General features: G+C 54.6%; 28 protein-coding genes and 4 tRNA genes. All 32 read right to left on the minus strand.

Annotated features, from left to right (window positions below):
- Nucleotides 1–9: 9 nt before the first annotated feature.
- Entirely contained in the window at nt 10–378 is a 369-nt protein-coding gene (gene rplN / locus VD17_RS07025) for a 50S ribosomal protein L14 (protein WP_002555479.1), read from the minus strand.
- Between the two features lie 23 nt (nt 379–401).
- Nucleotides 402–668 carry a 30S ribosomal protein S17 gene (gene rpsQ / locus VD17_RS07030; RefSeq protein ID WP_003176419.1) on the minus strand — a complete coding sequence of 89 codons (267 nt, stop codon included), beginning with the start codon at nt 666–668 and terminating at the stop codon, nt 402–404.
- A 2-nt stretch (nt 669–670) separates the two neighbouring features.
- A complete protein-coding gene (rpmC, locus tag VD17_RS07035) occupies nt 671–862 on the minus strand; it encodes a 50S ribosomal protein L29 (protein ID WP_008030901.1) in 192 nt (63 codons plus the stop codon).
- Nucleotides 862–1,275, minus strand: a complete 414-nt coding sequence (gene rplP, locus VD17_RS07040) for a 50S ribosomal protein L16 (RefSeq protein ID WP_008145497.1) — start codon at nt 1,273–1,275, stop codon at nt 862–864. The genes rpmC and rplP overlap by 1 nt, the downstream gene beginning before the upstream one ends.
- A gap of 12 nt (nt 1,276–1,287) precedes the next feature.
- Entirely contained in the window at nt 1,288–1,974 is a 687-nt protein-coding gene (gene rpsC, locus VD17_RS07045; RefSeq protein ID WP_003176422.1) for a 30S ribosomal protein S3, read from the minus strand.
- A 13-nt stretch (nt 1,975–1,987) separates the two neighbouring features.
- Complete coding sequence (gene rplV, locus VD17_RS07050) at nt 1,988–2,320, minus strand: 50S ribosomal protein L22 (RefSeq protein WP_003103908.1); 333 nt, start codon at nt 2,318–2,320, stop codon at nt 1,988–1,990.
- 13 nt (nt 2,321–2,333) lie between these two features.
- Nucleotides 2,334–2,609, minus strand: coding sequence for a 30S ribosomal protein S19 (gene rpsS, locus VD17_RS07055; protein ID WP_002555486.1), 276 nt, complete (start codon nt 2,607–2,609; stop codon nt 2,334–2,336).
- A 16-nt stretch (nt 2,610–2,625) separates the two neighbouring features.
- Complete coding sequence (gene rplB / locus VD17_RS07060) at nt 2,626–3,450, minus strand: 50S ribosomal protein L2 (RefSeq protein WP_003176423.1); 825 nt, start codon at nt 3,448–3,450, stop codon at nt 2,626–2,628.
- Nucleotides 3,451–3,464: 14 nt separating this feature from the next.
- Nucleotides 3,465–3,764: a 50S ribosomal protein L23 gene (rplW, locus tag VD17_RS07065; protein ID WP_002555488.1), complete on the minus strand. Its 300-nt coding sequence runs from the start codon at nt 3,762–3,764 to the stop codon at nt 3,465–3,467.
- Entirely contained in the window at nt 3,761–4,363 is a 603-nt protein-coding gene (gene rplD, locus VD17_RS07070; protein WP_007896707.1) for a 50S ribosomal protein L4, read from the minus strand. The genes rplW and rplD overlap by 4 nt, the downstream gene beginning before the upstream one ends.
- Nucleotides 4,364–4,375: 12 nt before the next feature.
- Nucleotides 4,376–5,011, minus strand: coding sequence for a 50S ribosomal protein L3 (gene rplC / locus VD17_RS07075; protein ID WP_003186059.1), 636 nt, complete (start codon nt 5,009–5,011; stop codon nt 4,376–4,378).
- A gap of 80 nt (nt 5,012–5,091) precedes the next feature.
- Nucleotides 5,092–5,403: a 30S ribosomal protein S10 gene (gene rpsJ / locus VD17_RS07080; protein WP_003186070.1), complete on the minus strand. Its 312-nt coding sequence runs from the start codon at nt 5,401–5,403 to the stop codon at nt 5,092–5,094.
- A gap of 141 nt (nt 5,404–5,544) precedes the next feature.
- Nucleotides 5,545–6,738, minus strand: coding sequence for an elongation factor Tu (gene tuf, locus VD17_RS07085; protein ID WP_046047317.1), 1,194 nt, complete (start codon nt 6,736–6,738; stop codon nt 5,545–5,547).
- A 31-nt stretch (nt 6,739–6,769) separates the two neighbouring features.
- Nucleotides 6,770–8,875, minus strand: a complete 2,106-nt coding sequence (gene fusA / locus VD17_RS07090) for an elongation factor G (protein ID WP_046053256.1) — start codon at nt 8,873–8,875, stop codon at nt 6,770–6,772.
- Between the two features lie 30 nt (nt 8,876–8,905).
- Nucleotides 8,906–9,376 carry a 30S ribosomal protein S7 gene (rpsG, locus tag VD17_RS07095; protein WP_002555493.1) on the minus strand — a complete coding sequence of 157 codons (471 nt, stop codon included), beginning with the start codon at nt 9,374–9,376 and terminating at the stop codon, nt 8,906–8,908.
- Between the two features lie 118 nt (nt 9,377–9,494).
- Entirely contained in the window at nt 9,495–9,866 is a 372-nt protein-coding gene (gene rpsL, locus VD17_RS07100; protein WP_002555494.1) for a 30S ribosomal protein S12, read from the minus strand.
- Between the two features lie 216 nt (nt 9,867–10,082).
- Entirely contained in the window at nt 10,083–14,282 is a 4,200-nt protein-coding gene (gene rpoC, locus VD17_RS07105) for a DNA-directed RNA polymerase subunit beta' (protein ID WP_007896632.1), read from the minus strand.
- A 64-nt stretch (nt 14,283–14,346) separates the two neighbouring features.
- Nucleotides 14,347–18,420: a DNA-directed RNA polymerase subunit beta gene (gene rpoB, locus VD17_RS07110; protein WP_046053257.1), complete on the minus strand. Its 4,074-nt coding sequence runs from the start codon at nt 18,418–18,420 to the stop codon at nt 14,347–14,349.
- Nucleotides 18,421–18,640: 220 nt separating this feature from the next.
- Nucleotides 18,641–19,006 carry a 50S ribosomal protein L7/L12 gene (gene rplL / locus VD17_RS07115; RefSeq protein ID WP_008145490.1) on the minus strand — a complete coding sequence of 122 codons (366 nt, stop codon included), beginning with the start codon at nt 19,004–19,006 and terminating at the stop codon, nt 18,641–18,643.
- 80 nt (nt 19,007–19,086) lie between these two features.
- On the minus strand, nt 19,087–19,587 hold the full coding sequence (rplJ, locus tag VD17_RS07120) for a 50S ribosomal protein L10 (protein WP_008145489.1): 501 nt from the start codon (nt 19,585–19,587) through the stop codon (nt 19,087–19,089).
- Between the two features lie 198 nt (nt 19,588–19,785).
- Nucleotides 19,786–20,481: a 50S ribosomal protein L1 gene (gene rplA / locus VD17_RS07125; protein WP_007896626.1), complete on the minus strand. Its 696-nt coding sequence runs from the start codon at nt 20,479–20,481 to the stop codon at nt 19,786–19,788.
- Nucleotides 20,481–20,912 (minus strand): 50S ribosomal protein L11, encoded by a 432-nt coding sequence (gene rplK / locus VD17_RS07130; RefSeq protein ID WP_003210097.1) that lies wholly within the window; start codon nt 20,910–20,912, stop codon nt 20,481–20,483. The genes rplA and rplK overlap by 1 nt, the downstream gene beginning before the upstream one ends.
- Nucleotides 20,913–21,029: 117 nt before the next feature.
- Nucleotides 21,030–21,563: a transcription termination/antitermination protein NusG gene (gene nusG / locus VD17_RS07135; RefSeq protein ID WP_007896622.1), complete on the minus strand. Its 534-nt coding sequence runs from the start codon at nt 21,561–21,563 to the stop codon at nt 21,030–21,032.
- A gap of 9 nt (nt 21,564–21,572) precedes the next feature.
- Nucleotides 21,573–21,941, minus strand: a complete 369-nt coding sequence (secE, locus tag VD17_RS07140) for a preprotein translocase subunit SecE (protein WP_007896620.1) — start codon at nt 21,939–21,941, stop codon at nt 21,573–21,575.
- A 45-nt stretch (nt 21,942–21,986) separates the two neighbouring features.
- Nucleotides 21,987–22,062 (minus strand) — tRNA-Trp (locus VD17_RS07145).
- 53 nt (nt 22,063–22,115) lie between these two features.
- On the minus strand, nt 22,116–23,309 hold the full coding sequence (gene tuf / locus VD17_RS07150) for an elongation factor Tu (protein WP_007896619.1): 1,194 nt from the start codon (nt 23,307–23,309) through the stop codon (nt 22,116–22,118).
- Nucleotides 23,310–23,393: 84 nt separating this feature from the next.
- A tRNA-Thr gene (locus tag VD17_RS07155) sits at nt 23,394–23,469 on the minus strand.
- Nucleotides 23,470–23,495: 26 nt separating this feature from the next.
- A tRNA-Gly gene (locus VD17_RS07160) sits at nt 23,496–23,569 on the minus strand.
- A gap of 23 nt (nt 23,570–23,592) precedes the next feature.
- Nucleotides 23,593–23,677 (minus strand) — tRNA-Tyr (locus tag VD17_RS07165).
- A 142-nt stretch (nt 23,678–23,819) separates the two neighbouring features.
- Nucleotides 23,820–24,260 carry a hypothetical protein gene (locus VD17_RS07170; RefSeq protein WP_046053258.1) on the minus strand — a complete coding sequence of 147 codons (441 nt, stop codon included), beginning with the start codon at nt 24,258–24,260 and terminating at the stop codon, nt 23,820–23,822.
- Between the two features lie 7 nt (nt 24,261–24,267).
- Complete coding sequence (locus VD17_RS07175) at nt 24,268–25,017, minus strand: pantothenate kinase (protein WP_046053259.1); 750 nt, start codon at nt 25,015–25,017, stop codon at nt 24,268–24,270.
- Complete coding sequence (gene birA, locus VD17_RS07180; protein ID WP_046053260.1) at nt 25,007–25,966, minus strand: bifunctional biotin--[acetyl-CoA-carboxylase] ligase/biotin operon repressor BirA; 960 nt, start codon at nt 25,964–25,966, stop codon at nt 25,007–25,009. Before birA ends, VD17_RS07175 begins: the two co-directional genes overlap by 11 nt.
- Between the last annotated feature and the right edge of the window lie 96 nt (nt 25,967–26,062).

Below are 26,062 nucleotides of genomic sequence, written 5' to 3' on the forward strand. Positions count from 1 at the left end.
CGGATCTCCTTACAGCACTTCTGGGGCGAGCGAGACGATCTTCATGAACTTCTCAGTACGAAGTTCACGGGTCACTGGCCCAAAGATACGGGTGCCGATCGGCTCTTGCTTGTTGTTCAGAAGAACAGCAGCGTTGCCATCAAAGCGGATAATGGAGCCATCAGCACGACGTACGCCGTGACGAGTGCGGACTACAACAGCAGTCATCACTTGGCCTTTTTTCACTTTACCGCGAGGAATTGCTTCCTTCACGGTAACTTTGATGATGTCACCGATACCAGCGTAACGACGATGGGAGCCACCCAGCACCTTGATGCACATAACACGGCGAGCGCCGCTGTTATCGGCCACATCGAGCATGGATTGAGTCTGAATCATATAATTTCTCCGACCCCTAGTCCTTAGACTTCCACAGCGCGTTCGAGAACATCAACCAGCGCCCAAGACTTGGTCTTGGCCAAAGGACGAGTTTCACGAATAGTGACTTTGTCGCCGATGTGGCACTGATTGGTTTCGTCGTGCGCGTGCAGCTTAGTCGAACGCTTAACGTATTTACCGTAGATCGGGTGCTTAACGCGACGCTCGATCAGAACGGTGATGGTCTTGTCCATTTTGTCGCTGACAACACGGCCAGTCAGCGTACGGACGGTTTTTTCGGCTTCAGCCATGATTACTTACCTGCCTGCTGTTTGAGCACAGTCTTCACGCGAGCGATGTCACGCTTAACTTGCCGGAGCAGGTGAGACTGCCCCAACTGGCCAGTTGCTTTCTGCATGCGCAGATTGAACTGGTCGCGCAGCAGGCCGAGCAGTTGCTCGTTAAGCTGCGGCGCGTCTTTTTCACGAAGTTCGTTCGCTTTCATCACATCACCGTCCGTTTAACGAAGGCAGTGGCGAGCGGCAGCTTTGCAGCAGCCAAGGCAAAAGCCTCACGCGCCAGCTCTTCAGTAACACCCTCGATTTCATACAGGACTTTGCCTGGCTGAATCTGGGCAACCCAGTACTCCACACTACCTTTACCTTTACCCATCCGAACTTCGAGTGGCTTTTTGGAAATAGGCTTGTCCGGGAATACACGGATCCAGATCTTGCCGCCACGTTTAACGTGACGGGTCAGAGCACGACGCGCTGACTCGATCTGACGAGCGGTGAGACGACCACGAGCTACAGACTTCAGCGCGAACTCGCCGAAGCTGACTTTGCTACCGCGCTGTGCCAGACCACGGTTGTGGCCTGTCATCTGCTTGCGGAACTTCGTACGCTTTGGTTGCAACATTTGGCGTACCCCTTACTTAGCAGCTTTTTTACGAGGCGCTGGTGCTTGTGGTTTCAGTTCTTCTTGGCGACCACCAATTACTTCGCCTTTGAAGATCCAAACCTTTACACCGATCACACCGTAAGTGGTGTGAGCTTCGTAGTTGGCATAGTCGATGTCGGCACGCAGGGTGTGCAGTGGCACACGACCTTCGCGATACCATTCAGTACGTGCGATTTCAGCACCGCCGAGACGACCGCTCACTTGGATTTTGATGCCTTTGGCACCAATGCGCATGGCGTTCTGTACAGCGCGCTTCATAGCGCGACGGAACATTACACGACGCTCCAGCTGCTGAGCTACGCTCTGCGCAACCAGCATACCGTCGAGCTCCGGCTTGCGGATCTCTTCGATATTGATGTGCACAGGCACACCCATTTGCTTGGTCAGGTCCTGACGCAGTTTCTCAACATCTTCACCTTTCTTCCCGATAACGATACCTGGACGAGCGGTGTGGATGGTGATACGTGCAGTCTGAGCCGGACGATGGATATCGATACGGCTTACGGACGCGCTTTTTAGTTTGTCTTGGAGATACTCGCGCACCTTCAGATCAGCGAACAAATAGTCCGCATAAGTCCGACCGTCTGCGTACCAGACGGAGGTGTGCTCCTTGACGATTCCCAGGCGAATGCCAATGGGATGTACTTTCTGACCCATCTCTTCGACTCCGTTACTTGTCAGCAACCTTGACAGTGATATGGCAAGACCGCTTGACGATGCGATCAGCACGGCCTTTGGCACGTGGCATGATTCGCTTCAGCGAACGCCCTTCGTTGACGAAAACGGTGCTGACTTTAAGGTCATCAACGTCTGCGCCTTCGTTATGCTCGGCGTTGGCTACGGCCGACTCCAGCACTTTCTTCATGATCTCGGCGGCTTTCTTACTGCTGAAAGCCAACAGGTTGAGCGCTTCGCCCACCTTCTTCCCGCGGATCTGGTCGGCGACCAAGCGGGCTTTCTGGGCGGAGATTCGAGCGCCCGACAACTTAGCGGCTACTTCCATCGTTCCTTACCCCTTAACGCTTGGCTTTCTTGTCTGCCACGTGCCCACGATATGTGCGGGTACCGGCAAACTCGCCCAGTTTGTGGCCGACCATGTCTTCGTTCACGAGAACTGGAACATGTTGACGACCGTTATGCACTGCAATGGTCAAACCGACCATTTGTGGCAGGATCATCGAACGACGCGACCAGGTTTTAACTGGTTTGCGATCGTTCTTTTCCGCCGCCACTTCGATCTTCTTCAGTAGGTGAAGATCAATAAAAGGACCTTTTTTCAGAGAACGTGGCACTGTCGTATCCCTCTATTTACTTGCGACGACGGACGATCATTTTGTCGGTACGCTTATTACCACGAGTCTTCGCGCCCTTAGTCGGGAAGCCCCATGGCGATACCGGATGACGACCACCAGAGGTACGACCTTCACCACCACCATGTGGGTGGTCAACCGGGTTCATGGCAACACCACGAACGGTTGGGCGAACGCCACGCCAGCGTTTGGCACCAGCTTTACCCAGCGAACGCAGGCTGTGCTCGGAGTTCGAGACTTCACCCAGGGTCGCGCGGCATTCAGCCAGCACTTTACGCATCTCACCAGAACGCAGACGCAGGGTCACGTAGACACCTTCACGAGCGATCAGCTGAGCCGAAGCACCAGCGGAACGAGCGATTTGCGCGCCTTTACCTGGCTTCAATTCGATGCCGTGTACGGTGCTACCAACTGGAATGTTACGCAGTTGCAGAGCGTTGCCCGGCTTGATCGGTGCCAGAGCACCTGCGATCAGCTGGTCGCCAGCACTCACGCCTTTAGGGGCGATGATGTAGCGACGCTCGCCATCTGCGTACAGCAGCAGAGCAATGTGAGCAGTACGGTTTGGATCGTATTCAATACGCTCGACAGTGGCAGAGATGCCATCTTTGTCGTTGCGACGGAAATCGACCAGACGATAATGCTGCTTATGGCCACCACCGATGTGACGAGTGGTAATGCGACCATTGTTGTTACGACCACCAGTCTTCGATTTTTTCTCGAGCAGCGGTGCGTGAGGAGCGCCTTTATGCAGCTCCTGGTTGACCACCTTGACCACAAAACGGCGGCCAGGGGAAGTCGGTTTGCATTTAACGATTGCCATGATGCACCCCTTCCTTACTCAGCACTGCTGCTGAAATCGAGATCTTGGCCTGGCTGAAGGGAGATAACTGCCTTCTTCCAGTCATTACGCTTGCCCAGACCGCGAGCAGTGCGCTTGCTCTTACCCAGAACATTCAGGGTAGTAACACGCTCTACTTTCACGCTGAACAGGCTTTCGACGGCCTTCTTGATTTCCAGCTTGGTTGCGTCAGTTGCAACCTTGAAAACGAACTGGCCTTTCTTGTCAGCCAGAACCGTAGCCTTCTCGGAAACGTGCGGGCCAAGCAGAACTTTAAATACGCGTTCCTGGTTCATCCCAGCAGCTCCTCGAATTTCTTCACGGCCGACACGGTGATCAACACCTTGTCGTATGCGATCAGACTAACTGGATCGGAACCTTGCACGTCACGTACATCAACGTGTGGCAGGTTACGAGCAGCCAGGTACAGGTTCTGATCAACTACTTCAGACACGATCAAGACGTCAGTCAGGCCCATGCCGGTCAGCTTGTTCAGCAGATCTTTGGTCTTCGGTGCATCAACAGCGAAGTCCTGAACCACAACCAGACGATCAGTACGCACCAGCTCAGCAAGGATGGAACGCATTGCTGCGCGATACATCTTCTTGTTCAGCTTCTGGGTGTGATCCTGAGGACGAGCTGCGAAAGTGGTACCGCCGCCACGCCAGATTGGGCTACGGATAGTACCGGCACGAGCACGGCCAGTACCTTTCTGACGCCATGGGCGCTTACCGCCACCACGAACGTCGGAACGGGTCTTTTGCTGCTTGCTACCTTGACGGCCGCCGGCCATGTAGGCCACGACTGCTTGGTGAACCAGCGTCTCGTTGAATTCGCCGCCAAATGTCAGTTCGGAAACTTCGATCGCTTGAGCGTCATTTACATTTAATTGCATGTCAGCTTCCCCTTAACCGCGAGCCTTGGCTGCTGGACGTACAACCAAGTTGCCGCCAGTAGCGCCAGGAACAGCGCCCTTGACCAACAACAGATTGCGTTCAGCGTCCACGCGCACTACTTCGAGGGACTGCACGGTCACGCGCTCAGCGCCCATATGACCGGACATTTTTTTGCCCTTGAATACACGACCAGGAGTCTGGCACTGGCCGATAGAGCCTGGAACGCGGTGGGATACGGAGTTACCGTGGGTATTATCTTGCCCGCGGAAATTCCAACGCTTGATCGTACCCTGGAAGCCTTTACCTTTGGACTGACCGGTTACATCAACCAGTTGACCAGCGGCGAAGATTTCAGCGTTGATCAGATCGCCGGCCTGGTACTCGCCTTCTTCAAGACGGAATTCCATTACGGTACGACCAGCGGCAACGTTCGCTTTAGCGAAGTGGCCAGCTTGAGCAGCTGTAACACGCGAAGCACGACGCTCGCCTACAGTGACTTGCACTGCACGATAGCCATCGGTCTCTTCAGTTTTGAACTGGGTGACGCGATTCGGTTCGATCTCAATGACCGTGACCGGAATGGAGACACCTTCTTCGGTGAAAATACGGGTCATACCGCATTTACGACCGACTACACCAATAGTCATGTTGTAAACCTCATGAGTGTACGGGGCTTTCACCCGCTATGGCCGCCCATTTCAGAGCGTTACACGACTAAGACCGAGTCTTAGCCGAGGCTGATCTGCACTTCCACACCGGCCGCAAGATCAAGCTTCATAAGAGCATCAACGGTTTTATCCGTTGGCTGGACGATGTCCAGAACGCGCTTATGAGTACGGATCTCATACTGGTCACGCGCGTCTTTGTTGACGTGCGGGGAGACCAGAACGGTGAACCGCTCTTTACGGGTAGGCAGTGGAATTGGACCACGCACTTGAGCACCAGTACGTTTCGCGGTTTCCACGATTTCCTGGGTGGATTGGTCGATCAGGCGATGGTCAAAAGCCTTCAACCTGATACGGATTTGCTGATTTTGCATTGGATTTCAGACTCCGGCTGCTATTCCCAGCGAGCGCAATACGCCCGTTAAAAGGAGGCGCAATTCTATAGACGGGCTACTACAGTGTCAACCCAATAAAAAAGCCCCCGCTAGGCGGGGGCTTTTTCAAGTCATCACTTATTAAGCGATGATTTTGGCTACGACGCCAGCGCCGACGGTACGACCGCCTTCACGAATAGCGAAACGCAGACCATCTTCCATTGCGATGGTTTTGATCAGGGTGACAACCATTTTGATGTTGTCGCCTGGCATTACCATTTCAACGCCTTCCGGCAGTTCGCAGTTACCGGTCACGTCAGTGGTCCGGAAGTAGAACTGTGGACGATAGCCTTTGAAGAACGGAGTGTGGCGACCGCCTTCTTCTTTGCTCAACACGTACACTTCAGCTTCGAAGGTAGTGTGCGGCTTAACCGAACCCGGCTTGACCAGAACCTGGCCACGCTCAACGTCGTCACGCTTGGTGCCGCGCAGCAGCACGCCGCAGTTCTCGCCAGCACGACCTTCGTCGAGCAGCTTACGGAACATTTCAACACCGGTGCAGGTGGTGACGGTAGTGTCACGCAGACCAACGATTTCCAGTGGATCCTGAACCTTGACGATACCGCGCTCGATACGGCCAGTTACAACAGTGCCACGACCGGAGATCGAGAATACGTCTTCGATTGGCATCAGGAACGGCTTGTCGATAACACGAACTGGATCCGGGATGTAGCTGTCCAGAGTTTCTACCAGGCGCTTAACAGCGGTGGTACCCATTTCGTTGTCGTCTTGGCCGTTCAGAGCCATCAGAGCCGAACCGATGATGATCGGAGTGTCGTCGCCCGGGAAGTCGTAAGTGCTCAGCAGATCGCGCACTTCCATCTCAACCAGTTCCAGCAGCTCAGCGTCGTCAACCATGTCAGCCTTGTTCAGGAAGACAACGATGTACGGAACGCCAACCTGACGGGACAGCAGGATGTGCTCACGGGTTTGTGGCATCGGACCATCAGCGGCCGAGCAAACCAGGATAGCGCCGTCCATTTGAGCAGCACCGGTGATCATGTTCTTCACATAGTCAGCGTGACCTGGGCAGTCAACGTGAGCGTAGTGACGGATCAGCGAGTTGTATTCAACGTGTGCGGTGTTGATGGTGATACCACGAGCCTTTTCTTCCGGAGCGCTGTCGATTTTGTCGAAAGCAACAACGGCCGAACCGAAAATTTCGGAGCAGACGCGAGTCAGAGCAGCGGTCAGCGTGGTTTTACCGTGGTCGACGTGACCGATGGTGCCAACGTTGACGTGCGGGAGGGTACGGTCAAATTTTTCTTTAGCCACGACAATTAACTCCTAGCCTAAAGGGGCTGAATCAGCCTTGTTTTTTGGTAACAGTTTCGACGATATGCGACGGAGCTGTATTGTATTTTTTGAATTCCATAGAGTAGCTTGCGCGACCTTGGGACATGGAACGAACGTCGGTTGCGTAACCGAACATCTCACCCAACGGAACCTCGGCGCGAATCACTTTGCCGGAAACCGTGTCTTCCATACCCAGGATCATGCCGCGACGACGGTTAAGGTCGCCCATCACGTCACCCATATAGTCTTCAGGCGTAACAACCTCTACCGCCATGATCGGCTCAAGCAACTCACCACCGCCCTTCTGGGCCAGTTGCTTGGTCGCCATGGAAGCAGCCACCTTAAACGCCATCTCGTTGGAGTCGACGTCGTGGTAGGAACCATCAAACACGGTAGCCTTCAGGCCGATCAGCGGATAGCCGGCAACAACGCCGTTCTTCATCTGCTCTTCGATACCCTTTTGGATAGCCGGGATGTATTCCTTAGGAACCACACCACCCACTACTTCGTTCAGGAATTGCAGACCTTCCTGACCTTCGTCAGCAGGAGCAAAACGAATCCAGCAGTGACCGAACTGGCCACGACCGCCGGATTGGCGAACGAACTTGCCTTCAATTTCGCAGCTCTTCGTGATGCGCTCACGGTACGAAACTTGAGGCTTACCGATGTTGGCTTCGACGTTGAACTCACGGCGCATCCGGTCAACCAGGATGTCCAGGTGCAACTCGCCCATGCCGGAGATGATCGTTTGACCAGTCTCTTCATCAGTCTTGACGCGGAAAGACGGGTCTTCCTGAGCAAGTTTGCCCAGAGCGATACCCATTTTTTCCTGGTCGTCCTTGGTCTTAGGCTCTACGGCAACCGAAATAACCGGCTCCGGGAAGTCCATGCGAACCAGGATGATTGGCTTGTCAGCGTTGCACAAAGTTTCACCAGTGGTGACGTCCTTCATGCCGATCAAGGCCGCGATGTCACCAGCGCGTACTTCCTTGATTTCTTCACGGGCGTTTGCGTGCATTTGCACCATACGACCCACGCGCTCTTTCTTGCCTTTAACCGAGTTGATCACGCCGTCGCCGGAGGCCAACACGCCCGAGTAAACTCGAACAAAGGTCAAGGTACCCACGAATGGGTCGGTAGCGATCTTGAACGCCAGAGCCGAGAACGGCTCGCTGTCGTCTGCGTGACGCTCCATTTCCTTGGTCTCGTCATCCGGGTCAGTACCCTTGATGGCAGGAATGTCGGTAGGAGCAGGCAAGTAGTCGATAACGGCGTCGAGAACCAGGGGAACACCCTTGTTCTTGAAGGAAGAACCACAAACAGCCAGAACGATCTCACCAGCGATAGTACGCTGACGCAGAGCGGCCTTGATTTCCGCGTTGGTGAGTTCTTCACCCTCGAGGTACTTGTTCATCAGCTCTTCGCTGGCTTCAGCCGCAGCTTCAACCATGTTGCCGCGCCATTCGTCAGCCAATTCCTGCAGTTCAGCAGGGATAGGCTTGCGAACTGGAACCATGCCTTTGTCAGAGTCATTCCAGTAAACAGCTTCCATAGCGATCAGATCGATCTGACCCTGGAAGTTGTCTTCGGAACCGATAGCCAACTGGATTGGCACCGGAGTGTGACCCAGACGCTGCTTGATCTGACCGATCACGCGCAGGAAGTTCGCACCAGCACGGTCCATCTTGTTTACGTAAACAAGACGTGGAACGCCGTACTTGTTGGCTTGACGCCATACGGTTTCCGACTGAGGCTCAACGCCCGAGGTACCGCAGAACACAACGACCGCGCCGTCGAGAACACGCAGGGAACGCTCAACTTCAATAGTGAAGTCAACGTGGCCCGGGGTGTCGATGACGTTGAAGCGGTATTGGTCTTTATGCTGCTTCTCGGAACCCTGCCAGAAGGCGGTAATAGCAGCAGAAGTAATGGTAATACCACGCTCCTGCTCCTGCACCATCCAGTCTGTGGTCGCGGCGCCGTCATGCACCTCGCCCATTTTGTGACTTTTGCCGGTGTAAAAAAGGACGCGCTCGGTGGTGGTGGTTTTACCAGCATCCACGTGAGCAACGATACCGATGTTACGGTAGCGATTAATCGGTGTTGTACGAGCCATAAAGCCCTCGCAAAATTAGTGACGCTAAAATTAGAAGCGGTAGTGCGAGAAAGCCTTGTTGGCTTCAGCCATACGGTGCACGTCTTCACGCTTCTTAACTGCAGCACCTTTACCTTCGGCAGCGTCCAACAGTTCGCCAGCCAAACGCAGAGCCATAGACTTCTCGCCGCGCTTGCGGGCGAAGTCTACCAACCAGCGCATTGCCAGGGCGTTACGACGGGACGGACGAACTTCAACCGGAACCTGGTAAGTAGCACCGCCTACACGGCGCGACTTTACTTCGACCAGCGGAGCGATGGCGTCGAGAGCTTTCTCGAAGATTTCCAGGGGGTCGCTGTTCTTGCGTTCTTTAACCTTCTCCAGCGCGCCATAAACGATACGCTCGGCAACGGCTTTCTTGCCGCTTTCCATCACGTGGTTCATGAACTTGGCCAGGATTTGGCTTCCGTATTTTGGATCGTCAAGCACTTCGCGCTTGGCTGCTACGCGTCTTCTTGGCATGGATAAGCCCTCAAACGGTCTTCAGGTTCGCTCGGAATCGGTGCCCTTTCGGGACGCCTCCGACCTTACTCTTATCGACTCAGAAAAATAGAAAATCAGTTTTTACAAAAAGCCACTACTACTTAGGCTTCTTGGTACCGTACTTCGAGCGACCCTGGTTACGACCTTTAACGCCGGAAGTATCCAAAGAACCGCGTACGGTGTGGTAACGAACACCTGGCAAGTCTTTTACACGACCGCCGCGGATCAGTACCACGCTGTGCTCTTGCAGGTTGTGGCCTTCACCGCCGATGTACGAGGAAACCTCGAAACCGTTGGTCAGACGCACACGGCATACTTTACGCAGTGCCGAGTTAGGTTTTTTCGGCGTGGTGGTATACACACGGGTGCATACGCCACGACGTTGCGGGCAGTTCTGCAGCGCAGGCACGTCGGATTTCTCGACGATACGCTTACGCGGCTGACGTACCAGCTGGTTGATAGTTGCCATCTACTAGCTCCACTGTTGTCTTGCGACGCTATTGTCTTGCAAGAAAAGCAAAATGGCAGGAACGAATTCCCGCCAAATTTAGGGGTACAAGAGTCTAAAGAGGATCTTGCCCCCAGTCAAGGCAAGGCCCCGACCTCCCCACTCATCCAACCTCGACAAATTGTCTCGATTCGATGAACGGAATGGCCAGGGCCTTACGCTCATTTACCGCAGAACTCAGTTACCGCTCGAGTTCAGCGCTTCGGTCAGTGCAGCTTCCACTTCACTGGCGCTTACGCGCAACGGTTTGTCAGCATCACGGCGGCGCTTGCGCTCGCTGTGATAAGCCAGGCCGGTACCAGCCGGGATCAGACGACCAACGACTACGTTTTCTTTCAGGCCGCGCAGGTAATCGCGCTTGCCGGTTACCGCCGCTTCGGTCAGTACGCGAGTGGTTTCCTGGAAGGAAGCCGCCGAGATGAACGATTCGGTGGACAACGACGCCTTGGTGATACCTAACAGCACGCGAGTGAACTTGGAAACGAATTTCTCGTCGCCAGCCAGACGCTCGTTCTCTACCAGAACGTGAGTCAATTCCATCTGGTCGCCCTTGATGAAACTGGAATCGCCGGATTCAGCGATCTCAACTTTACGCAGCATCTGACGCAGGATGGTCTCGATGTGCTTGTCGTTGATCTTCACGCCTTGCAGACGATAAACGTCCTGGATCTCGTTCACGATGTACTTGGCCAGCGCACTCACACCCAGCAGACGCAGGATGTCGTGTGGATCGCTCGGGCCGTCGGAGATAACTTCGCCGCGGTTTACCTGTTCGCCTTCGAAGACGTTCAGGTGACGCCACTTCGGAATCAGCTCTTCGTACGGATCGCTACCGTCGTTCGGGGTAATGACCAGACGGCGCTTGCCTTTGGTCTCTTTACCGAACGCGATGGTGCCGCTGACTTCAGCCAGAATCGAGGCTTCTTTCGGACGACGGGCTTCGAACAAGTCGGCAACACGCGGCAGACCACCGGTGATGTCACGGGTTTTCGAAGTCTCTTGCGGAATACGAGCGATAACATCACCGATCGCGATTTTCGCACCGTCCGCTACACCGACCAGGGCGTTAGCAGGCAGGAAGTACTGAGCAATTACGTCGGTACCCGGCAGCAAGAGATCCTTGCCGTTGTCATCAACCATCTTCACAGCAGGACGGATATCTTTACCGGCAGCTGGACGGTCTTTGGCGTCGAGTACTTCAATGTTGGTCATACCGGTCAATTCGTCAGTCTGACGTTTGATCGTGATGCCTTCTTCCATGCCCACGTAGGTCACGGTACCTTTCATTTCGGTAACGATTGGGTGAGTGTGCGGATCCCACTTGGCCACGATTGCGCCAGCGTCGACCTTGTCACCTTCTTTAACCGAAATCACAGCACCGTACGGCAGCTTGTAACGCTCGCGCTCACGACCGAAGTCATCAGCGATTGCCAGCTCACCGGAACGGGACACAGCAACCAGGCAACCATCCACTCGCTCAACGTGCTTCAGGTTGTGCAGACGGACGGTACCGCCATTCTTCACCTGAACGCTGTCCGCAGCGGAGGTCCGGCTTGCCGCACCACCGATGTGGAACGTACGCATGGTCAGCTGGGTACCCGGCTCACCGATGGACTGGGCAGCAATAACGCCGACCGCTTCACCGATGTTCACCTGGTGACCACGAGCCAAGTCACGGCCGTAGCACTTGGCGCAAATGCCGTAGCGGGTTTCGCAGCTGATCGGCGAACGCACGATCACTTCGTCGATGCTGTTCAGCTCGATGAACTCGACCCACTTCTCGTCTACCAGCGTGCCGGCAGGAACGATGATTTCTTCGGTACCTGGCTTGAACACGTCACGGGCGATAACACGACCCAATACGCGCTCACCCAGCGGCTCAACAACGTCACCGCCTTCAATGTGCGGAGTCATTACCAGGCCATGTTCGGTGCCGCAATCGATCTCGGTTACTACCAGATCCTGCGCCACGTCTACCAGACGACGAGTCAGGTAACCGGAGTTCGCAGTTTTCAACGCGGTATCCGCCAAACCTTTACGAGCACCGTGAGTGGAGATGAAGTACTGAAGTACGCTCAAACCTTCACGGAAGTTCGCCGTAATCGGCGTTTCGATGATGGAACCGTCCGGCTTGGCCATCAGGCCACGCATACCGGCGAGCTGACGGATCTGCGCAGCAGAACCCCGTGCGCCCGAGTCGGCCATCATGTACATCGAGTTGAAGGATTCCTGGTCGACTTCGACACCATGACGGTCGATGACTTTCTCTTTCGAGAGGTTGGCCATCATCGCCTTGGAAACTTCGTCGTTCGCCTTGGACCAAAGGTCGATCACTTTGTTGTACTTCTCGCCCTGGGTTACCAGGCCGGAGGCGTACTGACTTTCGATCTCTTTCACTTCGTCGGTAGCAGCACCGATGATGCGGGCTTTTTCATCCGGGATAACGAAGTCGTTAACACCGATGGAAACGCCGGAAATGGTCGAATAGGCAAAACCGGTGTACATCAACTGGTCAGCGAAGATCACGGTCTCTTTCAAACCAACCACGCGGTAGCACTGGTTGATCAGCTTGGAGATCGCCTTTTTCTTCATCGGCTGGTTGACGACGTCGTATGACAGGCCAGGTGGAACAACCTGGAACAACAGCGCACGGCCGACAGTGGTGTCGACGATACGGGTGTTCTTGACGCTGCCACCATCACGATCGTTGACGGTTTCGTTGATCCGCACTTTGACCTTGGCGTGCAGTGCGGCTTCGCCGGCACGGAACACACGGTCAACTTCTTGCAGATCCGCGAATACACGACCTTCGCCCTTGGCGTTGATCGCTTCACGAGTCATGTAGTACAGACCCAATACAACGTCCTGCGACGGAACGATGATTGGCTCACCGTTGGCTGGCGACAGAATGTTGTTAGTCGACATCATCAACGCACGCGCTTCCAACTGGGCTTCCAGTGTCAGCGGTACGTGCACGGCCATTTGGTCGCCGTCGAAGTCGGCGTTGTACGCGGCACAGACCAACGGGTGCAGCTGGATAGCCTTACCTTCGATCAGTACCGGTTCAAACGCCTGGATACCCAGACGGTGAAGGGTCGGTGCACGGTTGAGGAGAACCGGGTGTTCACGGATCACTTCAGCGAGAACGTCCCAAACCTCAGGCAGCTCGCGCTCGACCATCTTCTTGGCAGCTTTGATGGTGGTAGCGAGACCACGCATTTCCAGCTTGCCGAAAATGAACGGCTTGAACAGCTCGAGAGCCATCTTCTTCGGCAGACCGCACTGATGCAGACGCAGAGTCGGACCTACGGTAATTACCGAACGACCGGAGTAGTCAACACGCTTACCGAGCAAGTTCTGACGGAAACGACCCTGTTTACCCTTGATCATGTCAGCCAGGGATTTCAGAGGACGCTTGTTGGAACCGGTGATAGCGCGGCCACGACGACCGTTATCGAGCAGTGCATCGACAGCTTCCTGCAACATACGCTTTTCGTTGCGCACGATGATGTCCGGAGCGGACAGATCAAGCAGGCGCTTCAAGCGGTTGTTACGGTTGATCACTCGACGATACAGATCGTTGAGGTCGGAAGTCGCGAAGCGACCGCCATCCAGCGGGACCAGTGGACGCAGATCTGGCGGCAGAACCGGCAGAACGGTCAGCACCATCCACTCTGGAAGGTTGCCGGAACCCTGGAAGGCTTCCATCAACTTCAGACGCTTGGACAGCTTCTTGATTTTGGTTTCGGAGTTGGTTTGCGGAATTTCTTCACGCAGACGACCAATCTCGTGCTCCAGATCGATAGCGTGCAGCAGCTCACGTACAGCCTCGGCACCCATGCGGGCATCGAAATCGTCGCCAAACTCTTCCAGCGCTTCGAAGTACTGCTCATCGTTGAGCAGCTGGCCTTTTTCAAGGGTGGTCATGCCTGGATCGATAACGACATAGCTCTCGAAGTAGAGAACGCGTTCGATATCACGCAGGGTCATGTCCATCAGCAAGCCGATACGCGACGGCAGCGATTTCAGGAACCAGATGTGGGCAACTGGGGAGGCCAGTTCGATGTGCGCCATGCGCTCACGACGAACTTTAGCCAGCGCGACTTCAACGCCGCACTTCTCGCAGATCACACCACGGTGCTTCAAGCGCTTGTACTTACCGCACAGGCACTCGTAATCCTTTACCGGGCCAAAGATCTTGGCGCAGAACAGGCCGTCACGCTCAGGTTTGAACGTACGGTAGTTGATGGTTTCCGGCTTTTTAACTTCACCGAACGACCACGAACGGATCATCTCAGGCGATGCCAATCCAATACGGATGGCGTCGAACTCTTCGACTTGACCCTGGTTTTTCAGCAAATTCAGTAGGTCTTTCAAGGCCTTTCCTCCTGGCGGAGCAGAGAGCGGGCAATCCTGCCCCGCTCTCGATTCGCGTCACGTGTTATTCGGTTTCCAGATCGATATCGATGCCGAGGGAACGAATTTCCTTGATCAACACGTTGAAGGACTCGGGCATGCCCGGCTCCATACGGTGATCGCCATCCACGATGTTTTTGTACATTTTGGTACGGCCGTTCACATCGTCCGACTTCACTGTGAGCATTTCTTGCAGAGTGTAAGCAGCACCGTATGCTTCCAGTGCCCAGACCTCCATCTCCCCGAAACGCTGACCACCGAACTGCGCCTTACCACCCAGCGGCTGCTGAGTAACCAGGCTGTACGAACCGGTAGAACGAGCGTGCATCTTGTCGTCTACCAAGTGGTTCAGCTTCAGCATGTACATGTAGCCAACAGTAACCGGGCGCTCGAACTTGTTGCCGGTACGGCCGTCGGTCAGCTGCATCTGGCCGCTTTCTGGCAGGTCTGCCAGTTTCAGCATGGCCTTGATTTCGCTTTCCTTGGCGCCGTCGAACACTGGAGTGGCCATTGGAACGCCGCCACGCAGGTTCTTCGCCAGATCCAGGATTTCCTGGTCGGAGAAGCTATCCAGATCTTCGTTACGACCGCCGATCTGGTTGTAGATCTCGTCGAGGAATTTACGAAGCTCAGCGACTTTGCGCTGTTCTTCGATCATCCGGTTGATCTTCTCGCCCAAACCTTTAGCCGCGAGGCCGAGGTGGGTTTCAAGGATCTGACCAACGTTCATACGCGAAGGTACGCCCAACGGGTTGAGGACGACGTCGACCGGGGTGCCATTGGCATCGTGCGGCATGTCTTCAACCGGCATGATCACGGAGACCACACCTTTGTTACCGTGACGACCGGCCATCTTGTCGCCCGGCTGGATGCGGCGACGGATTGCCAGGTAAACCTTGACGATTTTCAGCACGCCTGGAGCCAGGTCATCGCCCTGCTGCAGTTTGCGCTTCTTGTCTTCGAACTTGTCGTCCAGCAGACGGCGGCGATCAACGATGTAGGCCTGAGCCTTCTCGAGCTGCTCGTTCAGAGCATCTTCAGCCATGCGCAGTTTGAACCACTGGCCATGCTCAAGACCGTCGAGGATTTCGTCGGTGATGTCCTGACCTTTCTTCAGACCTGCGCCGCCTTCAGCCTTGTGGCCTACCAGAGCGGAACGCAGACGTTCGAAAGTGGCGCCTTCAACGATACGGAACTCTTCGTTCAGGTCCTTGCGGATCTCGTCGAGTTGAGTCTTCTCGATCGACAGTGCACGAGCATCACGCTCAACGCCGTCGCGAGTGAAGACCTGTACGTCGATGACGGTACCCTTGGTGCCGGTAGGCACGCGCAGGGAGGTGTCTTTAACGTCGCTGGCTTTTTCACCGAAGATGGCACGCAGCAGTTTTTCTTCCGGAGTCAGCTGGGTCTCGCCTTTCGGAGTGACCTTACCAACCAGGATGTCGCCTGCGCCAACTTCAGCACCTACGTAAACGATACCGGCTTCGTCCAGCTTGTTCAGTGCAGCCTCACCCACGTTCGGGATGTCTGCAGTGATTTCCTCTGGCCCTAGCTTGGTGTCACGTGCCACACAGGTCAGTTCCTGAATGTGGATCGTGGTAAAGCGGTCTTCTTGAACAACTCGTTCCGACAGGCAGATGGAGTCTTCGAAGTTGTAACCGTTCCAGGCCATGAACGCGATGCGCATGTTCTGACCCAGCGCCAGTTCACCCATGTCGGTGGACGGGCCGTCAGCCATGATGTCGCTACGCTGAACCCGATCACCTTTACGCACCAGCGGACGCTGGTTGATGCAGGTGTTCTGGTTGGAGCGGGTGTATTTGGTCAGGTTGTAGATGTCGACACCAGCTTCACCGGTTTCAACTTCATCATCTGCAACACGAACCACGATACGGCTGGCGTCGACGGAATCGATAACGCCACCACGACGAGCCACGACGCAAACGCCGGAGTCACGAGCTACGTTACGCTCCATGCCAGTACCGACCAGCGGCTTGTCAGCGCGCAGGGTTGGTACAGCTTGACGCTGCATGTTCGAACCCATCAACGCACGGTTGGCGTCATCGTGCTCGAGGAACGGGATCAACGACGCTGCAACCGAAACTACCTGCTTCGGAGAAACATCCATCAAGGTGACGTCTTCCGGCGCCTTGACGGTGAACTCGTTCAAGTGACGAACAGCTACCAGCTCGTCGATCAGCATTTTCTTGTCGTTCATCGTGGCCGAAGCCTGAGCGATCACGTGATCAGCTTCTTCGATGGCGGACAGGAACACGATCTCGTCGGTGACCAGAGCGTCTTTCACCACACGGTACGGGCTTTCGAGGAAGCCGTACTGGTTGGTGCGCGCATAAGCGGCCAGGGAGTTGATCAGACCGATGTTTGGACCTTCCGGCGTTTCAATCGGGCATACACGACCGTAGTGAGTCGGGTGTACGTCACGAACTTCAAAGCCAGCACGCTCACGAGTCAAACCGCCAGGGCCGAGTGCAGAAACACGACGCTTGTGGGTGATCTCGGACAGCGGGTTGTTCTGGTCCATGAACTGGGAAAGCTGGCTGGAACCGAAGAACTCTTTCACCGCCGCAGCTACTGGCTTGGCGTTGATCAGGTCTTGCGGCATCAGGCCTTCGCTTTCAGCCATCGACAGACGCTCTTTGACCGCACGCTCAACACGTACCAGGCCAACGCGGAACTGGTTCTCAGCCATTTCGCCTACGCAGCGAACACGACGGTTACCCAGGTGGTCGATGTCATCGACGATGCCTTTACCATTGCGGATGTCGACCAGAGTCTTCAGCACCGCAACGATGTCTTCTTTGCACAACACGCCCGAACCTTCGATCTCGGTACGACCGATACGACGGTTGAACTTCATCCGGCCGACCGCAGACAGGTCATAGCGCTCAGGGCTGAAGAACAGGTTGTTGAACAAGGTCTCGGCAGCGTCTTTGGTTGGCGGCTCGCCTGGACGCATCATGCGATAGATCTCGACCAGCGCTTCCAATTGGTTGCTGGTGGAGTCGATCTTCAGAGTGTCGGAGACGAACGGACCGCAGTCGATATCGTTGGTGTACAGAGTTTCGATGCGAACAACCTGAGCCTTGGCGATTTTGGCCAGGATCTCGGTGTTCAGCTCGGTGTTGCACTCTGCCAGGATTTCGCCGGTTGCCGGATGCACGATGGCCTTGGCGGTAGTGCGGCCCAAGACGTAGTCCAGAGGCACTTCCAGGGTCTTGAGACCGGCTTTTTCGATCTGGTTGATGTGGCGCGCAGTAATACGGCGACCAGCCTCAACGATGACCTTGCCCTTCTCGTCCTGAATATCAAGAACAGCAATTTCACCACGCAGACGCGAAGCAATCAGTTCCAGACTGAGGGTTTCGCCGCTCAGGTGGAAAACGTTGGTGGTGTAGAACGCGTCCAGCACTTCTTCAGTGGTATAGCCCAGCGCGCGCAGCAATACCGATGCAGGCAGCTTGCGACGACGGTCGATACGCACGAATACGCAGTCTTTCGGGTCGAACTCGAAGTCCAGCCACGAGCCGCGGTAAGGAATGATACGCGCCGAGTACAACAGTTTGCCGGAGCTGTGCGTCTTGCCACGGTCGTGGTCGAAGAACACGCCCGGGGAACGGTGCAGCTGGGAAACGATTACACGCTCGGTACCGTTGATTACGAAGGTACCGTTCTCAGTCATCAGGGGAATTTCACCCATGTAGACTTCTTGCTCTTTGATGTCCTTGATCGCTTTGTTCGACGATTCTTTGTCGAAAATGATCAGGCGCACTTTTACCCGCAAAGGTACGGCGTAAGTTACACCGCGCAATACGCATTCTTTGACATCAAATGCCGGTTCGCCCAGGCGATAACCGACGTACTCCAGCGCAGCATTGCCGGAGTAGCTGATGATCGGGAAAACGGATTTGAAGGCCGCATGCAGGCCCACGTCGCGGAACTGATCTTTAGTCGCTCCCGCTTGCAAGAATTCACGATACGAATCCAGCTGGATGGCCAGGAGGTACGGCACATCCATGACGTCCGGCAACTTGCTAAAGTCCTTGCGGATACGTTTTTTCTCAGTATATGAGTAAGCCATCAGCGTTCCCCAGCTTGGTCACCTGCTTGTTTGGCCCCTCCCGACGGGAGCAGCCAGAAAATCGTGCAAACCCCATGGTTTGCGCCACCGCATCGGGTGGTTACAGCTCGTTATCAGCACCGACCCAGTCGGCTGCCAATAACGGAAAAAGGCCGGTGGCAAGAGCCACCAGCCATCAGCCTTTCGCTTAACGCTCGGGCTGGAGACGCAAAGTCGATGCTTATTTCAGCTCGACTTTAGCGCCTGCTTCTTCCAGAGTGGCTTTTGCTTTGTCAGCTGCGTCTTTCGAAACAGCTTCCAGAACAACGCCTGGAGCGCCGTCAACTACAGCCTTGGCTTCTTTCAGGCCCAGACCGGTCAGTTCACGTACTGCCTTGATCACGTTAACTTTCTTCTCGCCAGCTTCCAGCAGCATGACGTTGAATTCAGTTTGTTCTTCAACAACGGCAGCGACAGCAGCTGGACCAGCGGAAGCAGCGGCAGCGGAAACGCCGAACTTCTCTTCCATGGCCTTGATCAGCTCAACGATTTCCAGAACGGATTTTTCGCCGATTGCTTCGATGATTTGGTCGTTAGTCAGAGACATGACTATAAATTCCTGTATTGGGGTGACAGCCTACGCGGCCATCGAAATAAACAATAAACGCTGAAAGGAGTCGCTCAGCCTTAGGCTGCGGCAGCTTCTTTCTGGTCGCGAAGAGCCGCCAGAGTACGAGCCAATTTGCTGGTTGCGCCTTGAATCACGCTCATCAGCTGAGAAATTGCTTCGTCACGGGTCGGCAGGCTTGCCAGTACGTCGATCTGATTAGCTGCGAGGAACTTGCCCTCGAACGCAGCTGCCTTGATCTCGAACTTATCCTGACCTTTTGCGAACTCTTTGAAGATACGAGCAGCAGCGCCCGGATGATCTTTGGAGAATGCAATCAAGGTCGGGCCAGTGAACACGTCGTTGAGCACGTCATATTGAGTGCCAGCAACGGCGCGCTTGAGCAGGGTGTTACGTACAACACGTACGTAAACGCCAGCTTCACGAGCCTCTTTACGGAGTCCGGTCATAGCGCCTACTGTTACGCCACGGGCATCAGCCACGACAGCGGACAGAGCAACTTGGGCAGCCTTGTTGACTTCAGCGACGATGGCCTTCTTGTCTTCAAGTTTAATTGCCACGGGAAAAACTCCTGCTTGTTACCGTTTCATCCAACCGAGGCCAGATGTCGTTTTGGTGTCTGATTCGGTAAGGAACCGGGAGCACCATCTGCGTAGGCTTGAGGTTTAAGACTTGCGTCGCCTACGGTCTTGGATAGCCCCCGCCAGGCAGGGACCCCAATCTTTCAATTGGCGCAATCGCTTGCGCCAACCTGTGTCTTACGCGTCGAGCGAGCCTTGGTCGATGACCAGGCCTGGACCCATAGTGGTGCTCAGGGTAACGCGCTTGACGTAAATACCTTTCGAGGAAGCTGGCTTGATACGCTTCAGATCAGCGATCAGGGCTTCAACGTTTTCCTTCAGCTTGACGGCGTCGAAGCCGACCTTGCCAACGGAGGTGTGGATGATGCCGTTTTTGTCGGTGCGATAACGAACCTGACCAGCCTTGGCGTTCTTAACCGCGGTAGCTACGTCTGGCGTTACGGTGCCGACTTTAGGGTTAGGCATCAGGCCACGAGGGCCCAGGATCTGACCCAACTGACCAACAACGCGCATTGCATCCGGGGATGCGATAACTACGTCATAGTTCAGGTCGCCGCCTTTCATTTCGGCAGCCAGATCGTCCATACCTACACGGTCAGCGCCGGCAGCCAAAGCGGCCTCAGCAGCTGGACCTTGGGTGAACACTGCAACGCGAACAGTCTTGCCAGTGCCGTGTGGCAGCACAGTAGCGCTACGAACGACCTGGTCGGATTTACGCGGGTCAACGCCCAAGTTTACAGCAACGTCAAACGACTCGCTGAACTTGACGGTCGACAGCTCTGCCAGCAGAGCAGCAGCGTCTACAAAGTTGTAGGATTTGCCTGCTTCGATTTTGCCGGCGATAGCCTTTTGACGCTTGGTCAACTTAGCCATTACACACCCTCCACGTTAAGGCCCATGCTACGAGCAGAACCGGCGATAGTACGCACGGCCGCGTCCATATCAGCTGCAGTCAGATCCGCGTTTTTGGTTTTCGCGATTTCTTCCAGCTGAGCACGGGTAACGGTGCCAACCTTAACGGTGTTCGGACGAGCGGAACCGCTAGTCAGACCAGCAGCTTTCTTCAGCAGAACCGAAGCAGGTGTGGATTTGGTTTCGAAAGTGAAGCTACGGTCGCTGTAGACAGTGATGATCACTGGAGTCGGCAGACCTGGTTCAATACCCTGAGTACGGGCGTTGAAAGCCTTGCAGAATTCCATGATGTTCACGCCGTGCTGACCCAGAGCAGGACCAACAGGTGGGCTTGGGTTAGCCTGAGCGGCCTTCACTTGCAGCTTGATGTAAGCGGTAATCTTCTTGGCCATGAGGCACTCCAATTACGGGTTCGAACGCCTCGAAAGGCTCCCCGGTTACTTGCGCGTTTATCCCAGTGACGACAAAACCCCACAGCCTAGGGCTGCGGGGTTGGGATGCTTGCTCAGCTAGACTTTTTCGACCTGGCTGAACTCTAGCTCTACCGGAGTAGAGCGACCGAAAATGAGCACTGCCACTTGAATCCGGCTCTTCTCGTAGTTAACTTCTTCGACCGTGCCAGTAAAGTCGGCAAACGGACCGTCATTGACACGTACCGACTCACCTGGCTCGAACAACGTCTTCGGCTTCGGCTTGTCGCTACCATCAGCAACGCGACGCAGAATCGCTTCTGCCTCTTTATCTGTGATAGGTGCAGGCTTATCAGCAGTACCGCCGATAAAACCCATCACCCGAGGAGTATCCTTGACCAAGTGCCAAGTACCCTCATTCATGTCCATCTGAACCAGCACATAACCTGGGAAGAATTTGCGCTCGCTTTTGCGTTTCTGGCCATTACGCATTTCAACCACTTCTTCAGTGGGAACCAGAATTTCGCCAAAGCCATCTTCCATGCCAGCCAGCTTTACGCGCTCTACCAACGAGCGCATGACATGCTTCTCGTAACCGGAGTAAGCATGCACAACGTACCAACGCTTAGCCACGGGACACCCTTAGCCGACAATCAAGGAAACAAGCCAACCGAGCAGGGAATCAAGCCCCCACAACAGCAACGCCATAACCAGTACAACAGCCACAACGATCAACGTGGTCTGCGTGGTTTCTTGGCGAGTTGGCCATACGACTTTACGAATCTCGGTACGAGCTTCCTTAACCAGTACAAAGAAAGACTTGCCCTTGACTGTTTGCAGGCCTACAAAGGCAGCTACAGCAGCAATGACGAGCAAAGCTAGTACGCGGTACAGGATCGGCGAAGCAGAGTAATACTGATTGCCAACAACGCCAACAACCACCAAAGCGACTACTACTAGCCACTTGAGCAGATCGAAGCGAGAGCCTTGAGCTTCAGCTTTAGGAGTCATCTATGAAGATCCTGTGAAAAGAAAGCCAGACACACCAAGTGAATCTGGCAGGTCAGGAGGGAATCGAACCCCCAACCTACGGTTTTGGAGACCGTCGCTCTGCCAATTGAGCTACTGACCTAAAACAAAATCAGGCCGACCATTATGCCGGCCCGAAAAAGACATTACAACAACTTACTCGATAACCTTAGCAACGACACCAGCGCCGACGGTACGACCGCCTTCACGAATGGCGAAACGCAGACCATCTTCCATTGCGATGGTTTTGATCAGAGTGACCGTCATTTGAACGTTATCACCTGGCATCACCATTTCAACGCCTTCCGGCAGTTCGCAGTTACCGGTCACGTCGGTGGTCCGGAAGTAGAACTGTGGACGGTAGCCTTTGAAGAACGGCGTATGACGACCGCCCTCTTCCTTGCTCAGAACGTAAACTTCAGCGGTGAACTTGGTATGCGGCTTAACAGTGCCTGGCTTGACCAGAACCTGGCCACGCTCAACATCATCACGCTTGGTACCACGCAGCAATACGCCGCAGTTCTCGCCAGCACGACCTTCGTCGAGCAGCTTGCGGAACATTTCAACACCAGTGCAAGTAGTTTTGACAGTGTCACGAAGACCAACAATCTCAACTTCTTCCTGAATGCGGACAATGCCACGCTCAACACGACCGGTCACAACTGTACCGCGACCAGAGATCGAGAAAACATCCTCGATCGGCATCAGGAACGGCTTATCAATAGCACGCTCAGGCTGCGGAATGTAGCTATCCAGAGTCTCGACCAACTTCTTGACGGCAGTAGTGCCCATCTCGTTGTCATCTTGACCATTCAGCGCCATCAGCGCCGAACCAATGATGATCGGAGTGTCATCACCTGGGAAATCGTAAGTGCTCAGCAGGTCGCGCACTTCCATCTCAACCAGCTCCAGCAGCTCCGCATCATCAACCATGTCAGCCTTGTTCAGGAAGACAACGATGTACGGAACGCCAACCTGGCGGGACAGAAGGATGTGCTCACGGGTTTGCGGCATCGGACCATCAGCGGCCGAGCAAACCAGAATCGCGCCATCCATCTGAGCAGCACCGGTAATCATGTTTTTTACGTAGTCGGCGTGACCTGGACAGTCAACATGTGCGTAGTGGCGCACGGCCGAATCGTACTCAACGTGAGCGGTGTTGATGGTAATACCACGAGCTTTTTCTTCAGGGGCGCTATCGATTTTGTCGAAGTCAACCTTTGCCGAACCGAAAACCTCGGAGCAGACGCGGGTCAAAGCAGCAGTCAGAGTAGTTTTACCGTGATCGACGTGACCAATGGTACCTACGTTGACGTGAGGCTTATTACGTTCGAACTTTTCCTTAGCCATCAAAATCACCCCTAGGAGAAGAATTGAGCAGGTCAAACAAGCCATTAAAACAAAGGCAGATATTTTCATATCTGCCTTGTTATATGGAGCTCTTGAGCGGATTTGAACCGCTGACCTCACCCTTACCAAGGGTGTGCTCTACCAACTGAGCTACAAGAGCGTAACGCTATGCAGGATCTGCAAACTTGGAGCGGGTAGCGGGAATCGAACCCGCATCATCAGCTTGGAAGGCTGAGGTTCTACCACTAAACTATACCCGCGAGCTTGCAGCTCTCGCTAAAAATGGTGGAGGGGGAAGGATTCGAACCTTCGAAGTCGTAGACGTCAGATTTACAGTCTGATCCCTTTGGCCGCTCGGGAACCCCTCCTAAGCGAGCCGGCATTGTATATCATGCCAGCCTTCTGTCAAGCATTTTCTCATTAAAAACCTGAGGTTAGCTGCGTTGACATCACTTTGCAGCGTTTACCATTAAAGGTCTTCACTGCGAAGCGGGCGCCATTCTATGCAAACTATTCAGCGGGTGCAACCCCCTCGCACGGCATTATTTTATGTTTTAACTCATTGAATTCTCTAGAAAGGTTTTTAAGCTGCGAATCATCCAGCCAACGCCGGCTTTCTGGTGCCACACGCACCCAGTAACCATCAGACTCGGCGGGGGGCCTCAGCAAGGACTCGAACTTGATTTCCATGCCGCTCAACCGCCGCTCAACCGCCTGAGCCGCTTCCTGACGAGTAAAACCGCCCAGATAGAGGCAACCATCGTCTGCCTGGGTAGACTTTCCCCTGTCACGAGCCGCGTCAGCTGTCTCACTCAACAAGCGAATATCCTGCTGCGACCCCTTATATAAGCTCAAAGGGGTTACATCCTTCGCACGCAGGGGAGCCTCCTGTTGGTGCCAGATGTAATAGAACACATTGAGAACAAGCAGCAACAGAAACAACCAACGCATAAAAACCTCAGGACAAGGGACACGCCATAGCCAACCCCACAAACACCAGATCAGGAACTACCCTGGCCTCAGGCACGATCTCGGAAACCAGGTCTGCATCTCCTCCAGTGAGGAACACAGAAAAATCATCCCCCCAATAGCTACGCGCCAACTCTAGCTGCGTCAGCACAAAGCCTCTCAGCATCAACGAGCAACCCCGCTCGACCGCTTCTACAGTTGTCCGACCGGGAGCAAGACTTTCCAGAGCGCGCTCGGCTGCAAGATCACCATAACGAATTCTACGGGTGTGGGTACGCAACTGGTTTCGCATCAGAGGCATTCCCGGGCATATAAATCCTCCGAGGTGCTCTCCATCCCTAGAGATGAAGTCCGCAGTAACAGCCGTACCAAAATCAAGCACAAGGCACGCCCCCGAAGCCAGTTGAAATCCCCCAAGCATCGCCAGCCAACGGTCGAGCCCTAACCGCTCGAACTCCTCATAACCATTACGAACCCCTGACATTTCGCGGGACGGCGCCGCACATACCACCGATACACCAAAAGCCTCTGTCAGCAGAGAAATCAGTGCACTGGTTTCTTCGGCGGTCCTGACACTGACCAACCGACAAAACTTGAGAGCGAGCCCCCTGAGCGCTTTCAAGCTCTCCAACAAAGCGAGATCCGAATCAACGACGCCCTCGCCAACCACCCGCCGAACATCCGCGTCGAGCACACGCCACTTGATAAAGCTGTTTCCGCAGTCGAGCTCAAGAATCATCACGCAACCTCAGACTGAGCTCACCACCACTAAAGACTTTTTCCACACCACCCACCTTCAAGCGCAGAGCACCCTGACAATCAATACCCAGCACTTCGCCATCTATATGGTTAACACCTGCGATCAACGACACGGCCCGCCCCTGCCAGAGATGATTTTGCTCCCACTCTGCCTGGATAGCTGAAAATCCGTCGACTTGATGACGAGACAGATATGCCTGGAGCGTCGCACCCAACTCCCCGACCAAGTGATTTCGATCAAACACCTTGCCCGATTCTAGCCGCATGGACGTCCACTGCTGATCTACCTCATCGGTAATCTGCATGTTCACATTAATTCCCACACCCAGCACAACGTGACACACATCAGCAGGATCCCCCACCAGCTCGAGCAATATCCCGGCGATCTTCTTCTGACCAACCAGAACATCGTTGGGCCATTTCAATCCAGCCCCGGAAATACCAAGCTCACGCAGGGCCTGCATGACGGCGAGCCCAACAACAAGACTCAAGCCTTCCAGCTGACGCATTCCACCTTCAATACGCAGCACGAGGCTGTAATAGATGTTTTCCGCGAATGGACTTGCCCATTTACGTCCACGCCGCCCGCGACCTGCAGTTTGCCGCTCGGCAAGCACCAGAAAGGGTGCCGCCTGCCCCCGCTCTATGGCGCGCAAAGCCTCGGCATTAGTGGAGTCAATTGAATCGAAAACCAGGATAGGCCAATCACAAGAAGGCGCCTGCTCTCTTATCTCGACAGGATCAAGCAGCGTCAATGGCACAGCCAGTTGATAGCCGCGGCCCCGCACCTTATGAATAGATAATCCCAGCTCAGCTTCTAAATGTTGAAGCTGCTTCCAAACGGCACTACGACTGACACCCAAGGCGACGCCCAAGGCCTGACCCGAATGGAATCGGCCATCTTTAAGAAGCTTTAACAATGTCAGCATGCAAGTCTCGCCTCACAATGAGGCCCGCATGATAGCCATGCCCCACGCCATTGCATAGAAACCCTACAGGGCAGTTTTCCTGCGGACAAAACAAAA

The sequence above is a fragment of the Pseudomonas fluorescens genome, assembly GCF_000968015.1.
In the GTDB taxonomy this organism is placed as follows: Bacteria; Pseudomonadota; Gammaproteobacteria; order Pseudomonadales; family Pseudomonadaceae; genus Aquipseudomonas; species Aquipseudomonas fluorescens_W.

What these genes read in the sequence shown, in the direction of transcription:
- tuf (WP_007896619.1), bottom strand. Translation starts at nt 23,309, where the DNA reads ATGGCTAAGGAAAAGTTCGAACGTAATAAGCCTCACGTCAACGTAGGT.
- rplW (WP_002555488.1), bottom strand. Translation starts at nt 3,764, where the DNA reads ATGAACCAGGAACGCGTATTTAAAGTTCTGCTTGGCCCGCACGTTTCC.
- rplB (WP_003176423.1), bottom strand. Translation starts at nt 3,450, where the DNA reads ATGGCAATCGTTAAATGCAAACCGACTTCCCCTGGCCGCCGTTTTGTG.
- rplL (WP_008145490.1), bottom strand. Translation starts at nt 19,006, where the DNA reads ATGTCTCTGACTAACGACCAAATCATCGAAGCAATCGGCGAAAAATCC.
- rplD (WP_007896707.1), bottom strand. Translation starts at nt 4,363, where the DNA reads ATGCAATTAAATGTAAATGACGCTCAAGCGATCGAAGTTTCCGAACTG.
- rplV (WP_003103908.1), bottom strand. Translation starts at nt 2,320, where the DNA reads ATGGAAGTAGCCGCTAAGTTGTCGGGCGCTCGAATCTCCGCCCAGAAA.
- rpsQ (WP_003176419.1), bottom strand. Translation starts at nt 668, where the DNA reads ATGGCTGAAGCCGAAAAAACCGTCCGTACGCTGACTGGCCGTGTTGTC.
- rpsC (WP_003176422.1), bottom strand. Translation starts at nt 1,974, where the DNA reads ATGGGTCAGAAAGTACATCCCATTGGCATTCGCCTGGGAATCGTCAAG.
- birA (WP_046053260.1), bottom strand. Translation starts at nt 25,966, where the DNA reads ATGCTGACATTGTTAAAGCTTCTTAAAGATGGCCGATTCCATTCGGGT.
- rpsJ (WP_003186070.1), bottom strand. Translation starts at nt 5,403, where the DNA reads ATGCAAAATCAGCAAATCCGTATCAGGTTGAAGGCTTTTGACCATCGC.
- rplN (WP_002555479.1), bottom strand. Translation starts at nt 378, where the DNA reads ATGATTCAGACTCAATCCATGCTCGATGTGGCCGATAACAGCGGCGCT.
- rpmC (WP_008030901.1), bottom strand. Translation starts at nt 862, where the DNA reads ATGAAAGCGAACGAACTTCGTGAAAAAGACGCGCCGCAGCTTAACGAG.
- rpsG (WP_002555493.1), bottom strand. Translation starts at nt 9,376, where the DNA reads ATGCCAAGAAGACGCGTAGCAGCCAAGCGCGAAGTGCTTGACGATCCA.
- rplK (WP_003210097.1), bottom strand. Translation starts at nt 20,912, where the DNA reads ATGGCCAAGAAGATTACCGCTTACATCAAGCTGCAAGTGAAGGCCGCT.
- fusA (WP_046053256.1), bottom strand. Translation starts at nt 8,875, where the DNA reads ATGGCTCGTACAACACCGATTAATCGCTACCGTAACATCGGTATCGTT.
- rplP (WP_008145497.1), bottom strand. Translation starts at nt 1,275, where the DNA reads ATGTTGCAACCAAAGCGTACGAAGTTCCGCAAGCAGATGACAGGCCAC.
- rplC (WP_003186059.1), bottom strand. Translation starts at nt 5,011, where the DNA reads ATGACTATTGGTGTAGTCGGTCGTAAATGCGGTATGACCCGTATTTTC.
- rplA (WP_007896626.1), bottom strand. Translation starts at nt 20,481, where the DNA reads ATGGCTAAGTTGACCAAGCGTCAAAAGGCTATCGCCGGCAAAATCGAA.
- rpsL (WP_002555494.1), bottom strand. Translation starts at nt 9,866, where the DNA reads ATGGCAACTATCAACCAGCTGGTACGTCAGCCGCGTAAGCGTATCGTC.
- secE (WP_007896620.1), bottom strand. Translation starts at nt 21,941, where the DNA reads ATGACTCCTAAAGCTGAAGCTCAAGGCTCTCGCTTCGATCTGCTCAAG.
- VD17_RS07175 (WP_046053259.1), bottom strand. Translation starts at nt 25,017, where the DNA reads ATGATTCTTGAGCTCGACTGCGGAAACAGCTTTATCAAGTGGCGTGTG.
- rpoB (WP_046053257.1), bottom strand. Translation starts at nt 18,420, where the DNA reads ATGGCTTACTCATATACTGAGAAAAAACGTATCCGCAAGGACTTTAGC.
- VD17_RS07170 (WP_046053258.1), bottom strand. Translation starts at nt 24,260, where the DNA reads ATGCGTTGGTTGTTTCTGTTGCTGCTTGTTCTCAATGTGTTCTATTAC.